The sequence below is a fragment of the Kordiimonas sediminis genome (genome assembly GCF_014656395.1).
GTDB lineage: Bacteria > Pseudomonadota > Alphaproteobacteria > Sphingomonadales > Kordiimonadaceae > Kordiimonas_A > Kordiimonas_A sediminis.
Genome location: NZ_BNCI01000001.1, coordinates 923821 through 943238 on the forward strand (window position 1 = coordinate 923821; position 19418 = coordinate 943238).

Consider the following 19418-nt stretch of genomic DNA (forward strand, 5'->3'; position numbering starts at 1 on the left):
ATGGGACGTCGCCGCAAGGGAGATAAGGTGGATGGGTGGCTTGTCATTGACAAGCCCCTGCACATGTCCAGTTCTCAAGTGGTCGGTAAAGTGCGCCGTATCACCCAGGCCCAAAAAGCGGGTCATGGGGGTACACTGGACCCGCTGGCGTCTGGTATTTTGCCTGTCGGTCTTGGCGAAGCAACCAAGACGATGCCCTTCATTGTTGATAGCACCAAAGTATATACTTTCCGTGTTGCATGGGGCACGGCGACCGATTCGGACGATTGTGAAGGCGAGGTAGTCGCAGACGGTGGCCGGGTTCCTGAAAAACAGGAAATAGAGGATATTCTGCCCTCCTTCATGGGGGAAATTGGACAAGTGCCGCCAGCCTATAGTGCGATCAAGGTGGACGGGCAGCGGGCCTATGCTCTTGCACGGGCGGGTAAGACGGTCGAATTGCAGGAAAGAATCGTGCAAATTCATAATCTTAGGCATGTTGGCTATGATAGGTCTGAGGGGTGGAGTGACTTTGAAGTTACGTGTGGTAAAGGCACGTATGTACGGTCACTGGCACGGGATATTGCGCTTGGTTTGGGGACTTTTGGGCATGTATCCATTCTTAGACGAACACGGGTTGGTCCATTTAGCGAAAAAGACGCAATTTCACTGGAAAAACTTGAGGAGTTGGGCCATAGTGCGCCCGCTGCTGCGTATATACTTCCTGTTATGACAGCGCTGGACGACATCCCGGCTCTTGCCATTTCGGAAGAAGACGCGATCCGCATTAAACATGGCGGATCAATTCTGGGCGCAGCAGACCGACCAGGCACGGTTGTGTTAACGGACGGAGCAACACCGATTGCAATCGCTGAGGCTCTTGAAGATGGGACGATTAAGCCGGTTCGGGTCTTCAATATGTAAACTTAAGGAGAAGACGATGTCGATTACTGCTGAACGTAAACAAGAACTGATCAAAGAATACGGCGTCAAAGACGGCGATACAGGATCTCCGGAAGTACAGGTTGCTGTACTGACTGAGCGTATCGTGAACCTGACCGAGCATTTTAAGGAACACAAAAAGGATAACCATTCCCGTCGTGGCCTTATCAAGCTGGTAAACCAGCGTCGTAGTCTTCTTGACTACCTGAAGCGCAAGGACGAAGCTCGTTACACGAAGCTTATCGGTGCCCTTGGCCTCAGAAAGTAAATTAGATCAAAGAATGGGCCAGCCTCATCGGGCTGGCCCAGGTTTTTTAGGGCCTTTGATTTTGTTTGTAGTTTCCTTTAAAACCAAACACTACATTTGACACAATGACGTGTCCGACAGGCGCCATTGGTGCCTGTATTTTATAAGCGGGGTATGGCCATAGGGGTCATGCCGGGATCATACTGGATGGAAACTGTTAACCGTGTGATCCGCAATAAGGTTTAAAATATGTTTGATATACATCGTAAAGAAATCGAGTGGGGTGGTCGCACTCTCGTACTGGAAACCGGCCATGTAGCAAGACAAGCAGACGGCGCCGTTATGGCAACTTACGGCGACACAACAGTATTGTGTACTGTTGTTGGCGCACGGTCAGTCCGTCCTGGGCAGGACTTTTTCCCGCTCACAGTGAACTATACAGAGAAATATTATGCAGCGGGTAAAATCCCGGGTGGCTATTTCAAAAGAGAAGCACGTCCAACAGAAAAAGAAACACTGATCAGCCGGTTGATTGACCGTCCGATTCGTCCTCTTTTCCCGAAGGGCTTTAAAAATGAAGTGCAGGTAATCTGTACCGTTGTCAGCCATGATATGGAAAATGACAGCGACATCGTTGCAATGGTTGGTGCGTCTGCTGCGCTGACGTTGTCCGGTATTCCTTTCATGGGCCCAATTGGTGCTGCGAAAGTAGGCTATAAGGACGGCGAATACATTCTGAACCCAACGCTTGACGAAATTCGCGAAAGCGAGCTTGAGCTGTCAGTTGCAGGTACCCGTGATGCAGTTCTGATGGTTGAATCAGAAGCAAAAGAACTGTCAGAAGATGTGATGCTTGGTGCTGTGAACTTTGGTCACGAAGAGCAGCAGAAAGTTATCAATGCGATCATCGAGCTTGCTGAAGTAGCGGCGAAAGATCCATGGGAACTGCCAGAAGAAAAAGACCTGACAGATCTGAAAGCAAAGATTGCTGAGCTGGCTGAAGCTGACCTGCGTGCTGCGTATGAGATCACAACAAAGCAGGATCGCGTTGCTTCTATTAATGCGACAAAAGACAAAGTCTATGCCGCACTGGCGGAGACGCTTGAAGCTGATGAAGAACTGACAGAACAAATGGTCGGTGATCTTCTGAAGAAACTTGAAAGCGACATCGTCCGCGGTAACATTCTGAAAACACGCAAGCGTATCGACGGTCGTAACCTGGATCAGGTTCGTGCCATCTCCTCTGAGGTTGGTGTTCTGCCGCGTACGCACGGTTCTGCGCTGTTCACACGCGGTGAAACGCAGGGTCTTGTGGTTGCAACACTCGGTACCGCTGATGACGAACAGATGATCGACAGCCTGGAAGGCACATACAAGTCGAACTTCATGCTGCACTATAACTTCCCACCTTTCTCTGTTGGTGAATGTGGCCGTGTTGGCTTTACCGGTCGCCGTGAAATCGGTCACGGTAAACTGGCGTGGCGTGCGGTAAATGCGGTTCTGCCGTCCAAGGAAGATTTCCCTTACACAATTCGTATTGTGTCAGAAATCACAGAATCAAATGGTTCTTCCTCTATGGCGTCGGTTTGTGGTGCATCACTGTCCATGATGGACGCTGGTGTTCCAATCACCCGCCCTGTGTCCGGTATTGCAATGGGCCTGATCAAGGAAGGTGACGAGTTTGCCGTTCTGTCTGATATTCTGGGTGACGAGGATCATCTGGGTGATATGGACTTTAAGGTTGCTGGTACAACAGAAGGTATCACTGCACTGCAGATGGATATCAAGATCACTGGCATTACCCGCGAGATCATGGAAAAAGCATTGGAACAGGCCGGTGGCGGTCGTGCCTACATCCTTGACGAAATGAACAAGGCTCTGACAGGTGCACGGGACGAGCTGTCTGCGCATGCTCCACGTATTGAAAGCATGTCAATCCCAACGGATAAAATCCGTGAAGTGATTGGTACAGGCGGTAAAGTAATCCGTGAAATCGTTGAAAAGACAGGCGCGAAGGTCAATATTGAAGATGACGGCACCGTCAAGATTTCTTCAAGCGACCTGGCTGAGATTGAAGCTGCGAAAGCATGGATCATCGGTATCGTTGCAGAACCAGAAGTTGGCACAATCTACAAAGGTAAGGTTGTTGGCATTAAGGACTTTGGTGCCTTTGTAAACTTCATGGGCGGCAAAGATGGTCTGGTTCATATCTCTGAACTGAAAGAAGACCGCGTAGAGAAAGTTACCGACGTTGTGAACGAAGGTGACGAAGTATATGTGAAGTGTCTTGAAGTTGATCCACGTGGTAAGGTACGTCTGTCCATGCGGGTTGTTAATCAGGAAACTGGCGAAGAAGATCCTGATGCACGCCCGCCAAAGGCGTCTCCGGCACCAAAACGCCGGGGTGGTCGCGACTAAACGCACGATCGTGATTCAACAAACAATGACCGGCATGATATAGTCGTGCCGGTTCGGTGTCCTGGTAGAGGGGAAAACCGGGAAGGGCTAACAGGGGATAACACCCCAGGAGTATAGAATGAGTTTTTCACTTGATTCCATCCGTGTGGGCGGGAAGGAAGTATTACCACTGATTGAAGGTGGTAAAGGTGTTGCGATATCAACAGCGGATAGCAGCGGGCCTTGGGCTGCTGCTGGCGGTATTGGTACGATTTCAGCGGTTATGGCCGATAGCTATGATGCAGACGGCAATAAAATTCCGCACGATTATTTTGGCAAAAACCGTCGTGAACGGCATGAGGAAATGATCCAGTATTCCATTCAGGGTACGATTGATCAGATTAAAAAGGCCTGGGAGTTGTCTGGCGGTAAGGGCCACATCAATATTAACATGCTTTGGGAGCTCGGCGGCGCGCAGAAGATTCTGCACGGTGTTCTGGAGAAAACCAAAGGCATGGTGCACGGGGTAACGTGCGGTGCGGGTATGCCGTTTAAACTAGGCGAATTGTCAGCAAAATACGGTGCACATTATTATCCGATTATTTCATCGGGGCGTGCTTTCCGTCTTTTGTGGGCGCGGGCCTATAAAAATTTTGGCGATCTGCTGGGCGGCGTTGTGTATGAAGATCCGTGGCGCGCAGGCGGCCATAACGGGCTTTCCAATGCTGAAGACCCGAACGAGCCGGGTGATCCATACCCACGGGTTCTTGAGCTGCGCCAGATTATGCGCAAGCTTGGTCTGGATAATGTGCCAATCATCATGGCTGGCGGTGTCTGGAACCTGAAAGAGTGGAAAGACTGGATTGATAACAAAGAACTGGGTCCGGTTATGTTCCAGTTCGGCACGCGTCCTCTTTTGACCAAAGAAAGCCCGATCTCTGATCGCTGGAAACAGAAGTTGCTGAGCCTTAAGCCAGGTGATGTTCTTTTGCAGACGTTCAGCCCGACCGGGTTCTTCTCCAGTGCTGTGAAAAACAGCTTCCTTGGAGAGCTTGTTGACCGGTCAGACCGGCAGGTTACATTTGGTCCAAAGCCGGACGAGGAATTCAATACGGAATTGACCATTCAGCGTAAGAAATATTTCGTGCGTGGCGAAGATGTTGAAAAGGCGAAAGCCTGGATCGCGGACGGGTATGACACGGTGATGAAGACACCTGACAATAGCCTGATCTTTGTTACGAACGATAAAGCGTCAGAAATCCGGCAGGACCAGACGGACTGTGTTGGGTGTTTGTCCCAGTGTCGTTTCTCTAGCTGGGCTGATAATGAAAAGAACAGCACGGGCCGGCTTGCGGATCCACGCAGTTTCTGTATCCAGAAAACGTTGGAAGATGTTGCCCATGACGGGTCTGTTGAAAAGAATCTGGTGTTTGCAGGGCATAACGCATTTCGTTTTGCCGAAGACCCATTCTATTCGAACGGGTTTATTCCAACGGTGAAACAGCTGGTGCACCGTATTGTCGAAGGTGACTAAAGACAGCACTGGAAATTACAGTGATTTCAAGGCCGGTTTTTACCGGCCTTTTTCATGGTGTGGGTGCTGCCTATAAAGGGCCGACACTTAGGGCTAAAATACGGGAAATATGGGCGTACGGACGGCCACTTTCCTGGTGCCAGGTGTCAAAGGCAGTCTGTACTTTTCTTAGGGCGGATTTAGACGTGGGGTTTTTGTCAATGACCCCTTCTCGTATGAGGGCCTTTGTTACATCCCGTGAAAATACCCAGCCGTCTTTCCCGATCGAGCGCAGGAAATACTGCGCAGACGTGCCGCCAAGCCGTGATCCCCGCTTTTTTAGCATGTCGAGCAGGCCGATAAAGTCCGTCATCGGCCAGTTAGCGATACAGGTAGCAGCCGACCCGTAAGCGTCTTCAAGATCACAGAGCAAAATGGCATTATCGCGCACGGTGATGATTTTCTGACCATTGCGGACGATCCGGGTATCTTTCAGAAGGCTGTCCAGATCATCGTCAGACATGAATTTCCAGCGTACTGGTACAAACCCTTCGAAGGCTTCTTCAAAACCGTCCCATTTATTGTCGATAACTTTCCAGCTGAAGCCTGCCTGGAAAATGGCACGGGTCATCGCAGCCAATATTCGGTCATCCGGCACGGCCTGCAGGGCGTCGGGGGTTTTGATTTGCGGCATCAGGGCGTCGATATCTGCACGGCTACCGCGGAAACTGGCCGCCATATCTATCAGTGTGTCTATGGTTTGCATTCATTCGCCCCTTTTTTTGTCGATATGATAGTGCTTCACATTGTTTTCAGACAATATTTTTGTTACACGGCGTTGCCTCTATATTGGTAAGTATAATAGATTGTTCAGATGCCCAGTGATCATTTAAAAAGTTTTGGATTCCCCAGGTGGGGTGAATACGGTCGTGACCGGGACGCTGAACCTGTGCGGATGTGTGATTATACCGGGTGTAGTGAACGGGGCGACCATCCGGCGCCCAAATCGCCAAATTCGCCGGAGCGTTGGTATTTCTGCAGGCCCCATGCCGCAGAATATAACAGAAACTGGAATTATTTTCAGGGCATGAGTGACGATGAAGTCAAAGAGGCAATGAACGATGGCAGCGAATCAGCCGATGCCTTTGCCCAGGCCCGTACCTTTGAATGGGGCGGCGCGGTGGATGCCGACGGCAATTCATCCACGGAATTGACGGCCTATGATGTTCTGGAGGTGGATGCAGGATCAAGCGCGGATTTGATCAAAAAGCAGTATCGGAGGCTTGCCAAAATTTATCATCCGGATTCCAACCCCGGTGATCCGGCTGCGGCAGAACGGTTTCACGAAATCCAGACGGCCTATGATGTCCTGCGCGCCAAGCACGGGTTCTAGCCTGCACGCTCCGTGTCTATAGGGGGTCGGCTGGCCTCTGACCCCGCATGTTTATGGTGGTTCGCAGGCCCCGCCAGATTATTTTCTCTCCATTTTCTGTCAGAATGGTCTTGACCCTCACGCGGCGTCAGACCCTACACTGTAGGCATGAAGACGAAAAAGACGACATATCAGGTTAAAGAAGTGGCGGCCCTGTCTGGTGTTACCGTCAGAACGCTCCACCACTATGACAAGATCGGCCTGTTACGTCCGACAGCGAGGACATCGTCGGGGTACCGACTATATTCAGAGGATGCTCTTTTTCGTCTTCAGCAGATTATCATTGGCCGTGAAATGGGACTTAGTCTTGAAGATATTCGGGCGTCGCTTGATGCACCTGATTTTGACCTGCGGGCGATGTTGGTGCGGCAGCGTCAGTGTCTTGAGGAGAAAAAAGACAGGACAGAGACCATGCTGAAGGCCATTGATACCGCGCTTGCGTCGATTGACGGCACGGCGCCACCACAAAAAACAGGTACGGATAGCGAGGAAAAGATAATGTCACAAAAAGCGAGGCCCGATAAAACAATGTTCAAAGGTTTTTCCCCTGATGCCTACGGCGCAGAAGCAAAGGAAAAATGGGGGCATACAGAAATGTATGCGGAATCACAGCGGCGTTCTGGGACTTATTCAAAAGATGACTGGGACAGATTGAACGCTGAGCAGGGTATGATATTTGATGCCCTGGCAACCGAGATGCGTGCTGGTAAGGCGCCTGACGACCCGGTTGTGCAGTCTTTGGTCCAGGATCACCGGGCCTATATTGATCGCTGGTTTTATCCTTGTTCCATGGACATGCATGCAGCTCTGGCTGATATGTACCGTCAGGATGCGCGTTTCCAGCGTACAATTGATACGCACGGTGACGGCCTGGCCCTATATCTGGCAGATGCCATACAAGCGCAGTCACCTTCGCCGGCATCCTAGCGGTTTTGCGGGGCAACTTTCTTAATCGGTGCAGAAAATTCGGCAAATTCAGCTAAATCTTTTGGCTTGTGATGTCGGTCTTTCTGTGCAGGCTGGTGATGCAGGCTGACACCCGGTCGCCAGCTTGTTTGGGGACGTACCGGGCGGGGTGAAAACCCGCCACCGCAGTTAGGGCAGACATTTTCAAAAATTGTTTCTGCGCAGTCTTTGCAGAAGGTGCATTCATAGCTGCAGATCATTGTCTGGGTGCTATCTGCCGGCAGGTCGGTATCACAATGTTCGCAATTTGGCCGCATATCCAGCATGGTCATTTCCTTAGCACATTGATTCTTTAGTGTTTTTCAGGGTATAGAGGGGAAAGGCATTGCACAATGGCATTGTGGCTATGTGGCGGGAAACATCTGCAATTTGGCAGATGCGCGGACAGGAGCCATCCTATGCAAGGAGGTCAGGCATGAAATACCGGCTTTTTCTGACGGGCAGTATCGTAGCCGCAGGGTTTCTGGGCGCGGTTGCAGCAGATACTACATCCGATTGGGGGTATGCGGGTGCTACCGGGCCCGATAATTGGGGTACTTTATCGCAAGCATACAGAACGTGCGCGACCGGATCCCTGCAATCACCAATCGATATTGAAGGTACCGATCCGGTTATCATGCATACGCTGGAACCCCAGTATAGGGTGACAGATCTTGATCTTGTAAATACCGGCAAAACCCTTCGTCAGTCATACGGGCGGGATAGCTATCTGAATGTTGGTGACAAGCGTTTCACCCTTCAGGGGTTTGAGCTGCGCAGTCCCAGCGAGCATACGGTCATGGGGCAGTCTTTCCCTATGGAAATTCAGTTGATGCACACTTCTGACAAGGGCGAGACAGCGATAGTTAGTGTGTTGGTCGAAGAAGGTGCTGAAAATGCGGCCGCAGCCGAGTTCTGGCAGTATCTGCCGCTTTTGAACGGTCAGTCCTTCCGGTCTGCGGACATCAAGATTAATGCGCGGGATTTGATGCCTTTTTCATTGTCCTACTACCGGTACATGGGGTCATTGACCACGCCGCCGTGCACAGAGGGTGTACACTGGTATGTGCTAAAAACACCGATAACGCTGTCCAAGGAACAGATTGACGCCGCGTACGGCATCATGGGGCGCAGTGCGCGCCCGGTCCAGCCGCGGTTTCACCGTATGATACTGGATACAAAATAGGGGCTTTTATATGATCAGCCGTTTTGTGCCATCACTGTCTTTGGGGTTTTTGCTGTCGGCGTGTGCTGTCTTTGGTGGCGGGGATGGTGGTAACACTTCGCCTGTGACCAGTGCGGCAGCTGCCGGGTTGGCCCCGATCCCGCGCGAGAGTTTTTGCCAGGCCGATGACAGGCTTGAGGATATCGCATCAGCCTATGAAGAGGCCTTGTCCAGCACGTCTGCTCCAGAGCAGGTTTTCTATACCGCACTTTTTTTAGAACGTGCGGGCCATCCCGTTCGGGCACGGTCGCTGTATGCCGGGCTGTTACAACAGGAAGCGGGACCATCAGTTGATGTGACGTGCGGCGATACCGTCTGGGCCCGTGGCCCGGTGGCGGCAGAGGCCGCAAGACGGCTTGCGCATCTTGCAGCTGAACTTCACAATATGGGTGTGCGCCGGGAAAGTGCACCGGCACTGCATGCAGGGTTACCGTCGAACGCCCGCCCAGAGGCAAAAGTACGTATGCCAGACGTTGGTAAATCCGGGGGACAGGCAAAAGCAGTAGCACCGCGGGCTCAGCCGTCGCGTCTAAAAAACGGCAATCAATCTGCTGTCGGGCGGCAGTCAGCATCAGCGGATATTCAAGTACCACAAACCGTATCCGCGGACGGGGTTTGGTTTGCACATCTGGCTTCTTATAAAACTGCGGAAAATGCCGTTAGGTACCGCGGGGAGCTTGCGGAGACATATCCTGCACTTGCGGGGCATATTGTTGAATGGATTGCAGCAAGCAGTACCGGCTCTGTCTGGCGGTTGGGTGTTCGCACAACAGAGTGGCAGGATGCTGACCGGCTTTGTATTGCCATTCGCAGTTCAGGGGCATATTGCCGGGTAATTGATAGCCGATAAAAAACGGTGGATAACTGATATGACTACCCCTATGATGGCCCGCTAATAATCATAACTTAGTAGGGGAAGCGTTCGTAATGGCTGTTAAACACGAACATTGGTCGTCACGTTGGGCGTTTATGCTGGCTGCGGTAGGGAGTGCCGTTGGTCTTGGGAATATCTGGAAATTTCCATATGAGGCAGGCTCTGGTGGCGGTGGGGCATTCGTCCTAATCTATTTGTTTTTCATTTTTGTTGTTGGTGTGCCGGTCATGATGGCTGAGCTATCACTTGGTCGCCGAGGTCAGATGTCGCCAATTGGCTCGATGAAGAAGATCGCAGCCGAGGAAAAACGAAGTCCTTTGTGGGGACTTGTTGGTTGGGGCGGCGTTGTTGGTGCCTTCATTGTCATTAGCTTTTATTCCGTTATTGGCGGTTGGACGCTTGCCTATGTGGTGAAATCCGCGATGGGGTTTGCAGGCATGACAGCCGAGCAGGCAGGCGTGGAGTTTGGGGAATTTATTTCTGACCCCTTCTGGCCCATTATCTGCCATGCGGCCTTTATGGCTATCACCATCCTGATTGTGAACAAGGGTGTTAAAGGTGGCCTTGAAAAAGCTGTGACCTATCTAATGCCGGCCTTGTTTGTGATGCTGCTAATTCTGGTTATTTATGCGGCGGTTGCCGGTGACTTTGCCAGCGCAGTTGAATTTCTATTCTATCCCGACTTTTCCAAGGTAACGCCTGATGTGACAATCAATGCACTTGGACAGGCGTTCTTCTCGCTGTCGCTCGCGCTTGGATCGATCATGACGTACGGGTCATATCTGTCGAAGGATGTGCATCTCGGTAAATCTGCCTTCACCATTGCCAGTGCGGACAGCGCCGTTGCTCTCTTGGCAGGTCTCGCGATCTTCCCGATTGTGTTTGCGTTTAATGTAGACCCTGCGGGCGGTCCTGGCCTGGTGTTTGTCAGCCTGCCAATTGCTTTTGGTGAAATGCCGTTCGGTGTTGTTGTTGGAACGCTATTCTTCGCCCTTTTGGGTGTGGCTGCGATTACAAGCTCTATCTCCTTGCTGGAGCCGTCCGTATCGTATCTGGAGCACAGCAAAGGTATCGACCGGAAGAAAGCAACGCTTTGGATTGGTGCTGCGGCCTTTGCGCTCGGTGTTTTGTCAGCCTATTCGCAAGGCGGGAACTTCCTGTCGGATATCAGGTTCTTCGGGCTCGATATCATGGGCGTGAAAGATTATCTGACCAATAATATCATCATGCCGCTTGGTGGTATGTTCACGGCACTGTTTGTTGGCTGGTTTGTCAGCCGTAAAACAATGATGGAAGAACTTGCGCTGACAGATGAAAGTTTCCGGATCTGGTATTTCCTTGTTCGGTTCATAGCGCCGGTTGCGGTCACATTGGTATTCATCAGCGTAACAATCGGATTTTAAATATCTGATCTAAACCGTAAAGGCCCCTTGCGAGGGGCCTTTTGGTATATTGGTGGCATAGAAGCAGTCACTGAGAAGGGGGAAAGTGTGAAAAAAGTATCGCCAGAAACTGTTGGTATGAACGCCGCAGGCCTTGACCGGATCGGGGCTCATTTGCGTAGCCGTTATGTTGATCCGGGCAAAGTGGCAGGTACGGCAACGCTTGTGGCTCGGCGGGGCCGCATCTGTTATCTGGAAACCGAAGGGGTTCGGGATATGGAACGCCAGACCCCAATGGCACTGGATACTATTTTCCGTATTTATTCCATGACCAAACCGATCACCTCAATTGCCCTGATGCAGTTGTTTGAACAGGGAAAAATCTCCCTGACGGATCCGGTTGAAAAATTTATTCCCCGCTTTGCTGGTCTACAGGTCTGGAAGTCGGGGGCATATCCGCTTTTTGAGACCGTACCGAGTGCCAGACCCATGCAGATACGAGATCTGCTGACCCATATGTCAGGGCTTACATACGATTTTATGCAGCAGAATAATGTCGATGCAGCATACGGTAGAAGCCGTATAGCCCATCCGAAGACCGGCTATACACTGGACCAGATGATTGATGAGCTGGCCGAATTGCCGCTGGTCTTTTCACCAGGGGAGCGCTGGAACTATTCTGTGGCAACGGATGTGGTCGGGCATATCGTCGAAGTGATATCGGGCAAGTCGCTGAAGGACTATTTCCAGGACCATATACTGGGCCCACTTGGCATGGTCGACACAGCATTTGAGATTGCACCAGACAAGCATGACCGGTTTGCCGCCTGTTACGAACGTCGTCCAGACAAAAGTGTCCGTTTGCAGGATGACCCTCACAAAAGCACGTATCAGGATCGGACATTCTGGTCTGGTGGCGGGGGGCTGGTGTCTACGCTGTCGGATTATTACCGTTTTTGTCAGATGCTTTTAAATGGTGGGACGCAGGACGGTGCGCGGATCATAGGACCGCGAACGCTCTCCTTTATGCGCAAAAATCATCTGCCGGGCGGTGTGGACCTGTCGCAGATTGCGGTCGGCAGTTTCAGCGAATCTGTTTATGAGGGCACAGGTTTTGGCCTGGGCTTCGGTGTGAAGGTCAATCCAGTGCAAAATGGATTGATGGGGTCAGAAGGAATTTACTTCTGGGGCGGCATGGCCAGCACCATTTTCTGGATCGACCCGGTCGAAGACATGATCGTGATTTTCATGACTCAGCTTATTCCGTCCGGAACGTATGATTTCCGGGGACAGTTGGAATCGATCATCTACGGTGCGATTGACGACTAGGCTGGCGGTACAGGGCTGTTATGCGGCGTGTTCTGCTGCCACGGTGCGGATACGTTCCAGCATGGAAAACAAGCCATTTGCCCGCATGGGGGACAGGTGCGCAGACAGGTCAAGCTGACCCAGAATGGCTTTCGCGTCGGTATCCAGAATTTGTTTGGGTGTTTTACCAGAGTGGATCAGGAGCATCAGCGCAACCAGCCCTTTAACGATATGGGCGTCACTGTCGCCGCGAAAGCTTAATGTGCCGGCATCATCCAGTTCCGGCACCAGCCAGACCTGGCTTTGGCAACCGCGGACACGGGTTTCTTCGGTCATTTCACTGGCGTCAAGCGGCGGTAGTTTCCGGCCAAGGTCGATGATAAATCGATATTTGTCTTCCCAGTCGTCGAGAAACTCAAAAGTATCAATCACATCGTCGATAGTAGTATCCAGATAATCCATTGTCAGCGTCCCTGTGTCTTGACATTGCGCGCTTGTCCGTTGCTAATAGCCCGACCAGCCAGGGGCGTAAAGAGGAAATACACATGGAAAACCGGACTGATGACTATCCAAGCAAAACCTATGCTTGGTATACAGTCTTTTTATTGTTGGTAGTTTACACATTTTCGTTCATTGATCGTCAGATTTTGGGGTTACTTGGTCCTGCAATCATTGAAGACTTTGAAATCAGTGACACTCAGTTCGGTATATTAACCGGTTTTGCGTTTGCGGTGTTTTATACGGCCTTTGGCCTATTGTGTGCGCGCATTGCAGACAGTCGCCCACGTAAGGGGCTGATTGCAGTTGGATTGGCACTGTGGAGTTTGATGACAGCCGGGTCTGCGCTCGCGCAAAGTTATCTGCATCTGTTCCTGATGCGTATGGGGGTTGGTGTCGGTGAAGCCACGCTGGCGCCGGGGGCCAATTCCATCATTGCGGATAGTTTCCCGAAAGAACGACTGGCAACTGCCTTGTCTGTTTATTCCATGGGAATTCCTGTCGGGTCAGCGATTGCCTTCATCATCGGCGGTAAGGTTCTGGAGATTTCCGAAAGCTTGCCAGATATCACCCTGCCTATGGTTGGGGCATTAAGTGGATGGCAGAAGACATTTCTGATCGTCGGTATCCCTGGTTTGCTGCTGACGGTTCTGATCCTGTTATTGAAAGAGCCAACGCGCAAAGGACTGACGGGCGATAAGGCGTCTTTACCGGTTAGCGAGGTTGTGGCGTTCCTGAAAACACGGGCCAGGGCGATGTCTGGTCTTTGTATGGGTGTGTCCCTGAATGCCTGCGTTGGGTTTGGTACGGCGACGTTCCTGACAATCTTCTTCATGCGGAAGCACGGCATGTCGCCTGCTGATGTGGGTATTACTTTTGGTGTTATGAGCCTGTTTACCGGTTCTCTCGGCCTGCTGGTCGGGGGATGGATTGCCGACAAGCTTGTGTTCAAAGGACGAAAAGATGCGCATATTCTGGCGTTGATGGTAGCGCCTTTGGGATATTTTATTCCGTCTGTTCTTTTCCCGCAGATGTCTGACCTAACGATGGCGTGGATCATTTTGGGGGTGGCTAACTTCTTCATTAACCTGCCGTCCGGTGTTGCCTATGCCGGTCTGCAGATTATCACGCCGAACCAGATGCGCGGGCAGGTTATTGCGCTCTATGTGTTGACGACCAGTATTGTCGGGTACGGTGGTGGACCGTTCCTGATCGGTTGGATTGTGGATAATGTTTTTGGCGATCCGATGCGGATTGATGATGCCATCAGTCTGGTGGTTTTAATCACCACCCCGATTGGTATTGCCTCGTTCCTCTGGTGCAGGAAGGCTTTTGCCCGTGCGGTTGCCGAGGAGGAGGCCCGGATCGCTGCCGGGGGCTAGGTGACCGGCCATCCTATTCCTTAGACAAAAAAATACGGCCCCGATGGGGCCGTAATTGGCAGGTACCAGACTTTACCCGGGATGGGCATCCCCTGATCAGTCTTCGAGTGCCCGCAACTCGCGTTCCAGCTTAAATCGTTTGCTGGTCATATAGGCTTCCATATCAGACGTCCGACGTTCGATATCGCGAAACCGCTTGCGCATTTCTGCTGCCGAATATTCGGGGGAAGTGCGCGTTTGTTTCCAGAACTCTTCCTCGGTTTCGTCTTCGTATAAATCCTCGGGTTTTGGATCAAGCACGAAGCCCAGGATTACATAACCGATGACGAAGAGCCAGATCCCTGTCATCAGGGCGCCGATTACTGATAGAACACGAACGGCGGTAACATTTATGTCCAGATAGTCTGCAACACCCGCACATACCCCCATTAGATTCCCCTGTGGGGGGATTTTATACAGGCGGGTAGGTCTGTTCTTATAGGTCATCGGTCCGGCTCCTCCAGTCTGGAACTTCACTGTCTAAGATGCGTTCCATTGTTCTTAGTCTTTCTTCCAGTTTGTCTGACGATCGTCTGAGGTCAGACAGCGACAGTTCGTCTTCTGCCGAGATGCCTTTCATCTGCTTCCACTTTGTCACATAGTGAAAAATGATCCAAAGGGGCACGACGATTGTCAGCATCAATATCATTAAAACTTCCATGGTGGTGTCCTCTCCCTTCGGGCTTTATTCAGCGGCCTTCTTTTTTGGTGAACCACCGTCGTTGGCTGTTTTTGCTTTCAGGGCAGCTAGTTCTTTTTCAATTTCCTCGTTTGATTCAAGGCTGTTGATTTCATCTGCCAGTGTCTGGCCTTTACCCAGATCAAAGGACTCGGCTTCGGCTTCCATACGGTCAAGACGGGTTTCAACTTTCTCAAACCGGTCAAAAGCATCCTGAATGCGGTTGTCATACAAATTCCTGCGTACGCGAACCTGGTTGGATACGGTTTTGTGCCGTGCCTGCAATGTTGCTTTCTTTGCTTTTGCTTCCCGCAGTTTGGCATCAAGTTTGATGACATCCTCTTCATGGCGGGAAAGGGCATCGGCAAGATGCTGTAGTTCCTCTTCCATGTGGGCGGCCATATCAGCAACTTTGGCTTTTTCGATCAGGGCACCCTTGGCAAGGTCATCCCGGCCTTTGGAAATAGCAAGCTCTGCTTTCTTTTCCCATTCAGCCTGGGCTTTTTCTAGCTTCTTCAGACGACGCTCCACGTCTTTCTGGTCGGCGATTGCCTTTGCTGCGCTTGACCGAACCTCAATCAGTGTGTCTTCCATTTCCTGAATGACCATACGAATGATTTTGTTCGGATCTTCAGCTTTTTCCAGAATAGCATTGATGTTGGAGTTAATGATGTCAGTCAGTCTGGTAAAAACACCCATTGGGATTTCCTTTCTCTTTACTGTCCTCGCAATTGTGATCGGGCTTTTGTTGGCCACTTTTTATATTGCTGTCGTTTATTCGTTATTATTTTTTAGTCCGTGGACGCCTCACAAGTCCGTGGGCCTCTCTTGTTGGGGTTCGGCTTATGCCGAACCCATACCATTAATTAAGACGACGCCGGCGCCGGTTTTCACGACGGGCCCGACGGCATGCATCGGGTACGCGGCTATCCGTATGGCGGTGATCGCCAAAGGCAGCCATCAGACCACCCGTTTGCACAACCGTATGGTCGGTGGCTTCTGAGGCCAGGGCTATGTCTATTAGTGTGTTCATCGTCTTAACTTTCCTCGCTTTTTAAAGTTTCTCGCTTTTTGCTGTCATTCAGCGTCTTGTTGCGCTGATGTGCTCTTACTTTGCATCGACCGTGCCAGTTTTTGAAAAAAATATAAGTACTTGTAAATAAATGACAAAATTTTTCACATAGACGTGCGGTGTGATTTATATTGCTAATGGTTGGTATATTTTGCTAATATATAGGATATGAAAAATAGACAAGATCAGATAATTGGCAGCTCCCCCGCTTTCCTTGACCTGCTGGACCAGATTTCCCGTGCGGCACCGCTGGATCGCCCTATGTTGGTGATCGGGGAACGCGGCACGGGTAAGGAGCTGATTGCGGCCCGACTGCATTTTCTTTCCAATCGGTGGAATGAAAATTATCAGAAGCTGAACTGTGCGGCATTGCCTGACAGTCTGCTGGAAAGTGAACTGTTCGGGTATGAACCCGGTGCGTTCACCGGTGCCACCAAGCGGCGTAAGGGCCGGTTTGAAGTGTCTGACAAAGGCAGTCTGTTTCTGGATGAAATTGGCACCATGAGCATGAGTGCGCAGGAAAAACTCCTGCGGGTTATTGAATACGGGGAATTTGAGCGGGTAGGCGGGTCTGAAACCCAGACGGTGGATGTCCGTGTTATTGGGGCCACCAATATTGATCTGCCGTCCGCTGCGGCGGTGGGTGCGTTTCGTCACGACCTTCTGGACAGGCTTGCGTTTGATGTTATCACCGTCCCTCCCTTGCGGGAAAGGAAAGAGGATATCCCGGTGCTTGCAGAAACCTTTGGTATGCAGATGGCGCGGGAACAGGAGTGGCTTCAATTCCCCGGATATACCAAAGGGGCGATGGATGCGATGCTTGATTATCACTGGCCTGGGAATGTGCGTGAACTGAAGAATGTGGTGGAACGGGCTGTGTACCGCGCCTGGGACGGCGAAGAGCCAATTGATGACATTGTTTTCGACCCGTTTGCCAGCCCGTTTCGGCCCAAAGGTGTTGCCGCACAGCCCTTGTCGTCGCCGCCAGGGTACCGGCTGCCTGTTTCTAAAGGCGATACAGTAGCAGTGCCGCCAGCACCAGAAGCAGCCAGTACCGGCAAGGGGCACGGTAACGGTCTTGGCCAGTCTTTATCGCAGTTACCTGAAGGAGACTTCTGTCTGCGGTCAATGACAGCAGAGTATGAACGGACGTTGCTCGGAGACGTGTTAAAACGTAATCGCTATAACCAGCGGCAGGCAGCGAAAGAAGCAGGTCTCACATATGACCAATTTCGCCATGCCTTGAAAAAGCATGATATTTTATCGGTTGACCCCGAAGCACAACCAGATGTCTAGGCTGATAGCTGTTAATCACAGGTACGCTGCAGAAAAGTATCCAGAGGGAATGCCAGACAGAATTAATGTCTGGTGCATTGTCAGGCTTTGACGCGGCTAACCTTTGTGTCATAGTGCCGCCATGTCAGAGAATATTCATATAAAACGACGCCAACGGAAGCGGAATAAACCGGTCCTTACTACGCGTCATATCATTATCCTGCTTGTTTTGTGCCTTGGGGTTTTCGCCGGATTTCGTATTTGGGTGGGTAATCCGACAGAAGGCTTATGTGAAGGCGACTGCGAGTCCCTTTATAGTTTGAATGCACTGGTCATCGGTTTTTTTATGATGATCGGTGCTGCAATTGCAGCAGGGGGGCTTGTGGGGGCCTTTTGGGCTTTCCTGCGTCGCCGGCGACAGGCCGACGGCTTTGAAGCCATGCTGCGTGACGGCAAGGATAAGGATCAGGGGTCTACTGGGACATAAATAGTATCTGTTTGTGCACCTGAGATCACAGGGATGTACAGCCAGAAGTGTTATCACTGGGGAGAGTAAAATATGCGGAGCCTGTTATCAGTTGCGGTTGCAACAGTACTTAGTTTCGGTGCTGCGGCGCAGGACATTGCGGACATGGTTATATGGGGTGGGCCTATCTACACGGCCGACGATCAGCAGCCTACAGCCGAAGCGGTTGCCATTAAAGATGGCCGGTTTATTTATGTTGGGGCCAGGGCGGGTGCCGAGGCATTGGTGGGGGCACCTACTACAGTATTATCCCTGGACGGAGCTGCATTGTTTCCGGGATTTGTTGACGGGCATGCGCACTTGTCGGGTATTGGTGAGCGTGAGCTGACCCTTAACCTTGAAGGCATTGATACGCTGACGGGTATTGTGTCTGCCGTTGCGGCCCGCAACGAATCTGAGCCGGATCAGCCTGTGATGGTTGGTAGAGGCTGGATTGAAACGCACTGGCCGGAAAAACGGTTCCCGTCGCGTTGGGATCTTGATGCGGTGGTTGCAGATATCCCTGTGATTCTGTGGCGTGCGGACGGCCATGCGCTTGTCGCGAACTCCAAGGCGCTGGAGCTCGCCGGCATTACGGGCGAGACGGAAGTGCCGTTTGGCGGCGATATCCTGAAAAATGCCCTTGGTGAACCAACGGGCATGTTGATTGATACAGCGATGGCGCTTGTCGGCGGGCTGTTGCCGGAAAGCACCCCTGATGTTGCAGCAAAACAGTTGGTGACGGGCGGTACTGTCTATGCTCGATACGGCTGGACAGGGCTGCATAATATGTCTGTGCCGTGGTCAGAACTAGGGATTATGGAACAATTGTCCGATACGGGCGATCTTGGTATCCGTGTGTATAATTCCGTGGATATGGGCGACAGTGCGTCCTTGTTCCAAACGGGTAGCCGGTCCAGTCAGAATGGACGTATCGTTACACGTGCCATTAAAATGTATATGGATGGTGCGCTTGGCTCGCGCGGGGCTGCGCTTCTTGAAAAATATAGCGATGCTGACACCTCTGGTCTTGTTATGATGAAGCCAGAAGAAACACTGCCGATTATGGAAGAAGCCCTGCGCCGCGGTATTCAGATTAATACCCATGCGATTGGGGACCGCGGCAACCGTATGGTTCTTGATTGGTATGAACAGACTTTTCCAAAAGTGGCGATTGCAGACCGCGTCGTTGCGGATCCGATGTGGCGCATCGAGCATTCGCAAATTGTAAACCCGGCAGATATCCCGCGTTTTAAATCGCTGGGTGTTATTCCAAGCATGCAGCCAAGCCATGCGATCGGTGATCTGCATTTTGCACCGGCACGACTGGGCGATGCACGGTTGATAGGGGCCTACGCGTGGCAAAGTCTGATAAGTAGCGGTGTAATCGTTGTAGGTGGGTCTGATGCTCCTGTTGAACGCGGTGATCCCCTTATTGAGTTTTATGCCGCGGTGGCGCGTACCGACCTGAATGGGTACCAAGGCGAAAACTGGCATGCAGAAGAAGCCGTCAACCGGGAAAATGCTCTGAAAATGTTCACTCTGTGGCCGGCTGTCGGCTCGTTTGCGGCAGACCGCCTTGGGTCTATCACTGTTGGCAAGGCGGCAGACCTGACGGCGTTTGATATTGATATTATGACCGTACCTGCTGCGGAAATACCAAAAGGCAAGGCGATCCTGACGATGGTCGCGGGGGACGTCCTGTTTATGGAAGAATGATAGCG

General features: G+C 51.5%; 21 protein-coding genes. 14 read left to right on the forward strand and 7 right to left on the reverse strand.

Going from position 1 to position 19418, the window contains the following annotated elements; translation table 11 throughout:
* The 4 genes from truB (at position 1) to IE181_RS04180 (ending at position 5099) form a co-directional block, all read left to right on the forward strand.
* Positions 1-903, forward strand: coding sequence for a tRNA pseudouridine(55) synthase TruB (gene truB, locus IE181_RS04165; RefSeq protein ID WP_191250282.1), 903 nt, complete (start codon positions 1-3; stop codon positions 901-903).
* A 16-nt stretch (positions 904-919) separates the two neighbouring features.
* Positions 920-1189, forward strand: a complete 270-nt coding sequence (rpsO, locus tag IE181_RS04170) for a 30S ribosomal protein S15 (RefSeq protein WP_191250283.1) — start codon at positions 920-922, stop codon at positions 1187-1189.
* Between the two features lie 228 nt (positions 1190-1417).
* Entirely contained in the window at positions 1418-3586 is a 2169-nt protein-coding gene (pnp, locus tag IE181_RS04175) for a polyribonucleotide nucleotidyltransferase (RefSeq protein ID WP_191250284.1), read from the forward strand.
* A gap of 118 nt (positions 3587-3704) precedes the next feature.
* Positions 3705-5099: an NAD(P)H-dependent flavin oxidoreductase gene (locus IE181_RS04180; RefSeq protein WP_191250285.1), complete on the forward strand. Its 1395-nt coding sequence runs from the start codon at positions 3705-3707 to the stop codon at positions 5097-5099.
* A gap of 70 nt (positions 5100-5169) precedes the next feature.
* On the opposite strand, the gene IE181_RS04185 is transcribed toward IE181_RS04180, so the two are convergent.
* A complete protein-coding gene (locus tag IE181_RS04185) occupies positions 5170-5844 on the reverse strand; it encodes a DNA-3-methyladenine glycosylase I (RefSeq protein ID WP_191250286.1) in 675 nt (224 codons plus the stop codon).
* 321 nt (positions 5845-6165) lie between these two features.
* Here IE181_RS04185 and IE181_RS14595 point away from each other — a divergent pair, with 321 nt between their 5' ends.
* Both IE181_RS14595 and IE181_RS04195 read left to right on the forward strand, forming a co-directional pair.
* Positions 6166-6471: a J domain-containing protein gene (locus IE181_RS14595; RefSeq protein ID WP_229819136.1), complete on the forward strand. Its 306-nt coding sequence runs from the start codon at positions 6166-6168 to the stop codon at positions 6469-6471.
* Between the two features lie 147 nt (positions 6472-6618).
* Positions 6619-7437, forward strand: coding sequence for a MerR family transcriptional regulator (locus tag IE181_RS04195; protein WP_191250288.1), 819 nt, complete (start codon positions 6619-6621; stop codon positions 7435-7437).
* On the opposite strand, the gene IE181_RS04200 is transcribed toward IE181_RS04195, so the two are convergent.
* Entirely contained in the window at positions 7434-7742 is a 309-nt protein-coding gene (locus IE181_RS04200; RefSeq protein WP_191250289.1) for a DUF1272 domain-containing protein, read from the reverse strand. The genes IE181_RS04195 and IE181_RS04200 overlap by 4 nt on opposite strands.
* 149 nt (positions 7743-7891) lie before the next feature.
* Here IE181_RS04200 and IE181_RS04205 point away from each other — a divergent pair, with 149 nt between their 5' ends.
* The 4 genes from IE181_RS04205 (at position 7892) to IE181_RS04220 (ending at position 12265) form a co-directional block, all read left to right on the forward strand.
* Positions 7892-8641, forward strand: coding sequence for a carbonic anhydrase (locus tag IE181_RS04205; RefSeq protein ID WP_191250290.1), 750 nt, complete (start codon positions 7892-7894; stop codon positions 8639-8641).
* A 10-nt stretch (positions 8642-8651) separates the two neighbouring features.
* Entirely contained in the window at positions 8652-9530 is an 879-nt protein-coding gene (locus IE181_RS04210; RefSeq protein ID WP_191250291.1) for a hypothetical protein, read from the forward strand.
* Positions 9531-9607: 77 nt separating this feature from the next.
* Positions 9608-10957, forward strand: a complete 1350-nt coding sequence (locus IE181_RS04215; RefSeq protein WP_191250292.1) for a sodium-dependent transporter — start codon at positions 9608-9610, stop codon at positions 10955-10957.
* 87 nt (positions 10958-11044) lie between these two features.
* Positions 11045-12265: a serine hydrolase domain-containing protein gene (locus IE181_RS04220; protein WP_229819139.1), complete on the forward strand. Its 1221-nt coding sequence runs from the start codon at positions 11045-11047 to the stop codon at positions 12263-12265.
* Between the two features lie 18 nt (positions 12266-12283).
* Here the strand turns inward: IE181_RS04220 and IE181_RS04225 are convergent, their stop codons facing one another.
* Entirely contained in the window at positions 12284-12706 is a 423-nt protein-coding gene (locus IE181_RS04225) for a SufE family protein (RefSeq protein WP_191250293.1), read from the reverse strand.
* A gap of 83 nt (positions 12707-12789) precedes the next feature.
* Between IE181_RS04225 and IE181_RS04230 the strand changes: the two genes are divergently transcribed.
* Complete coding sequence (locus tag IE181_RS04230) at positions 12790-14124, forward strand: spinster family MFS transporter (protein WP_191250294.1); 1335 nt, start codon at positions 12790-12792, stop codon at positions 14122-14124.
* Between the two features lie 96 nt (positions 14125-14220).
* Here IE181_RS04230 and pspC read toward each other — a convergent pair whose 3' ends face one another.
* The 4 genes from pspC to IE181_RS04250 form a co-directional block, all read right to left on the reverse strand.
* On the reverse strand, positions 14221-14610 hold the full coding sequence (gene pspC, locus IE181_RS04235; protein WP_268245725.1) for an envelope stress response membrane protein PspC: 390 nt from the start codon (positions 14608-14610) through the stop codon (positions 14221-14223).
* Complete coding sequence (gene pspB, locus IE181_RS04240) at positions 14600-14824, reverse strand: envelope stress response membrane protein PspB (RefSeq protein ID WP_191250296.1); 225 nt, start codon at positions 14822-14824, stop codon at positions 14600-14602. The genes pspC and pspB overlap by 11 nt, the downstream gene beginning before the upstream one ends.
* A 24-nt stretch (positions 14825-14848) precedes the next feature.
* Positions 14849-15541, reverse strand: a complete 693-nt coding sequence (gene pspA, locus IE181_RS04245; protein ID WP_191250297.1) for a phage shock protein PspA — start codon at positions 15539-15541, stop codon at positions 14849-14851.
* A 163-nt stretch (positions 15542-15704) separates the two neighbouring features.
* Positions 15705-15875, reverse strand: a complete 171-nt coding sequence (locus tag IE181_RS04250; protein WP_191250298.1) for a hypothetical protein — start codon at positions 15873-15875, stop codon at positions 15705-15707.
* Positions 15876-16082: 207 nt separating this feature from the next.
* On the opposite strand from IE181_RS04250, the gene pspF reads away from it, so the two are divergent.
* From pspF to IE181_RS04265, 3 genes are all read left to right on the forward strand, one after another.
* The gene (gene pspF, locus IE181_RS04255; RefSeq protein ID WP_191250299.1) at positions 16083-17210 is read left to right on the forward strand and encodes a phage shock protein operon transcriptional activator; all 1128 of its coding nucleotides are present in this window, start codon (positions 16083-16085) and stop codon (positions 17208-17210) included.
* Between the two features lie 121 nt (positions 17211-17331).
* Positions 17332-17676 carry a DUF2207 domain-containing protein gene (locus IE181_RS04260; protein WP_191250300.1) on the forward strand — a complete coding sequence of 115 codons (345 nt, stop codon included), beginning with the start codon at positions 17332-17334 and terminating at the stop codon, positions 17674-17676.
* Between the two features lie 72 nt (positions 17677-17748).
* Positions 17749-19413 carry an amidohydrolase gene (locus tag IE181_RS04265; protein WP_191250301.1) on the forward strand — a complete coding sequence of 555 codons (1665 nt, stop codon included), beginning with the start codon at positions 17749-17751 and terminating at the stop codon, positions 19411-19413.
* Positions 19414-19418: the final 5 nt, after the last annotated feature.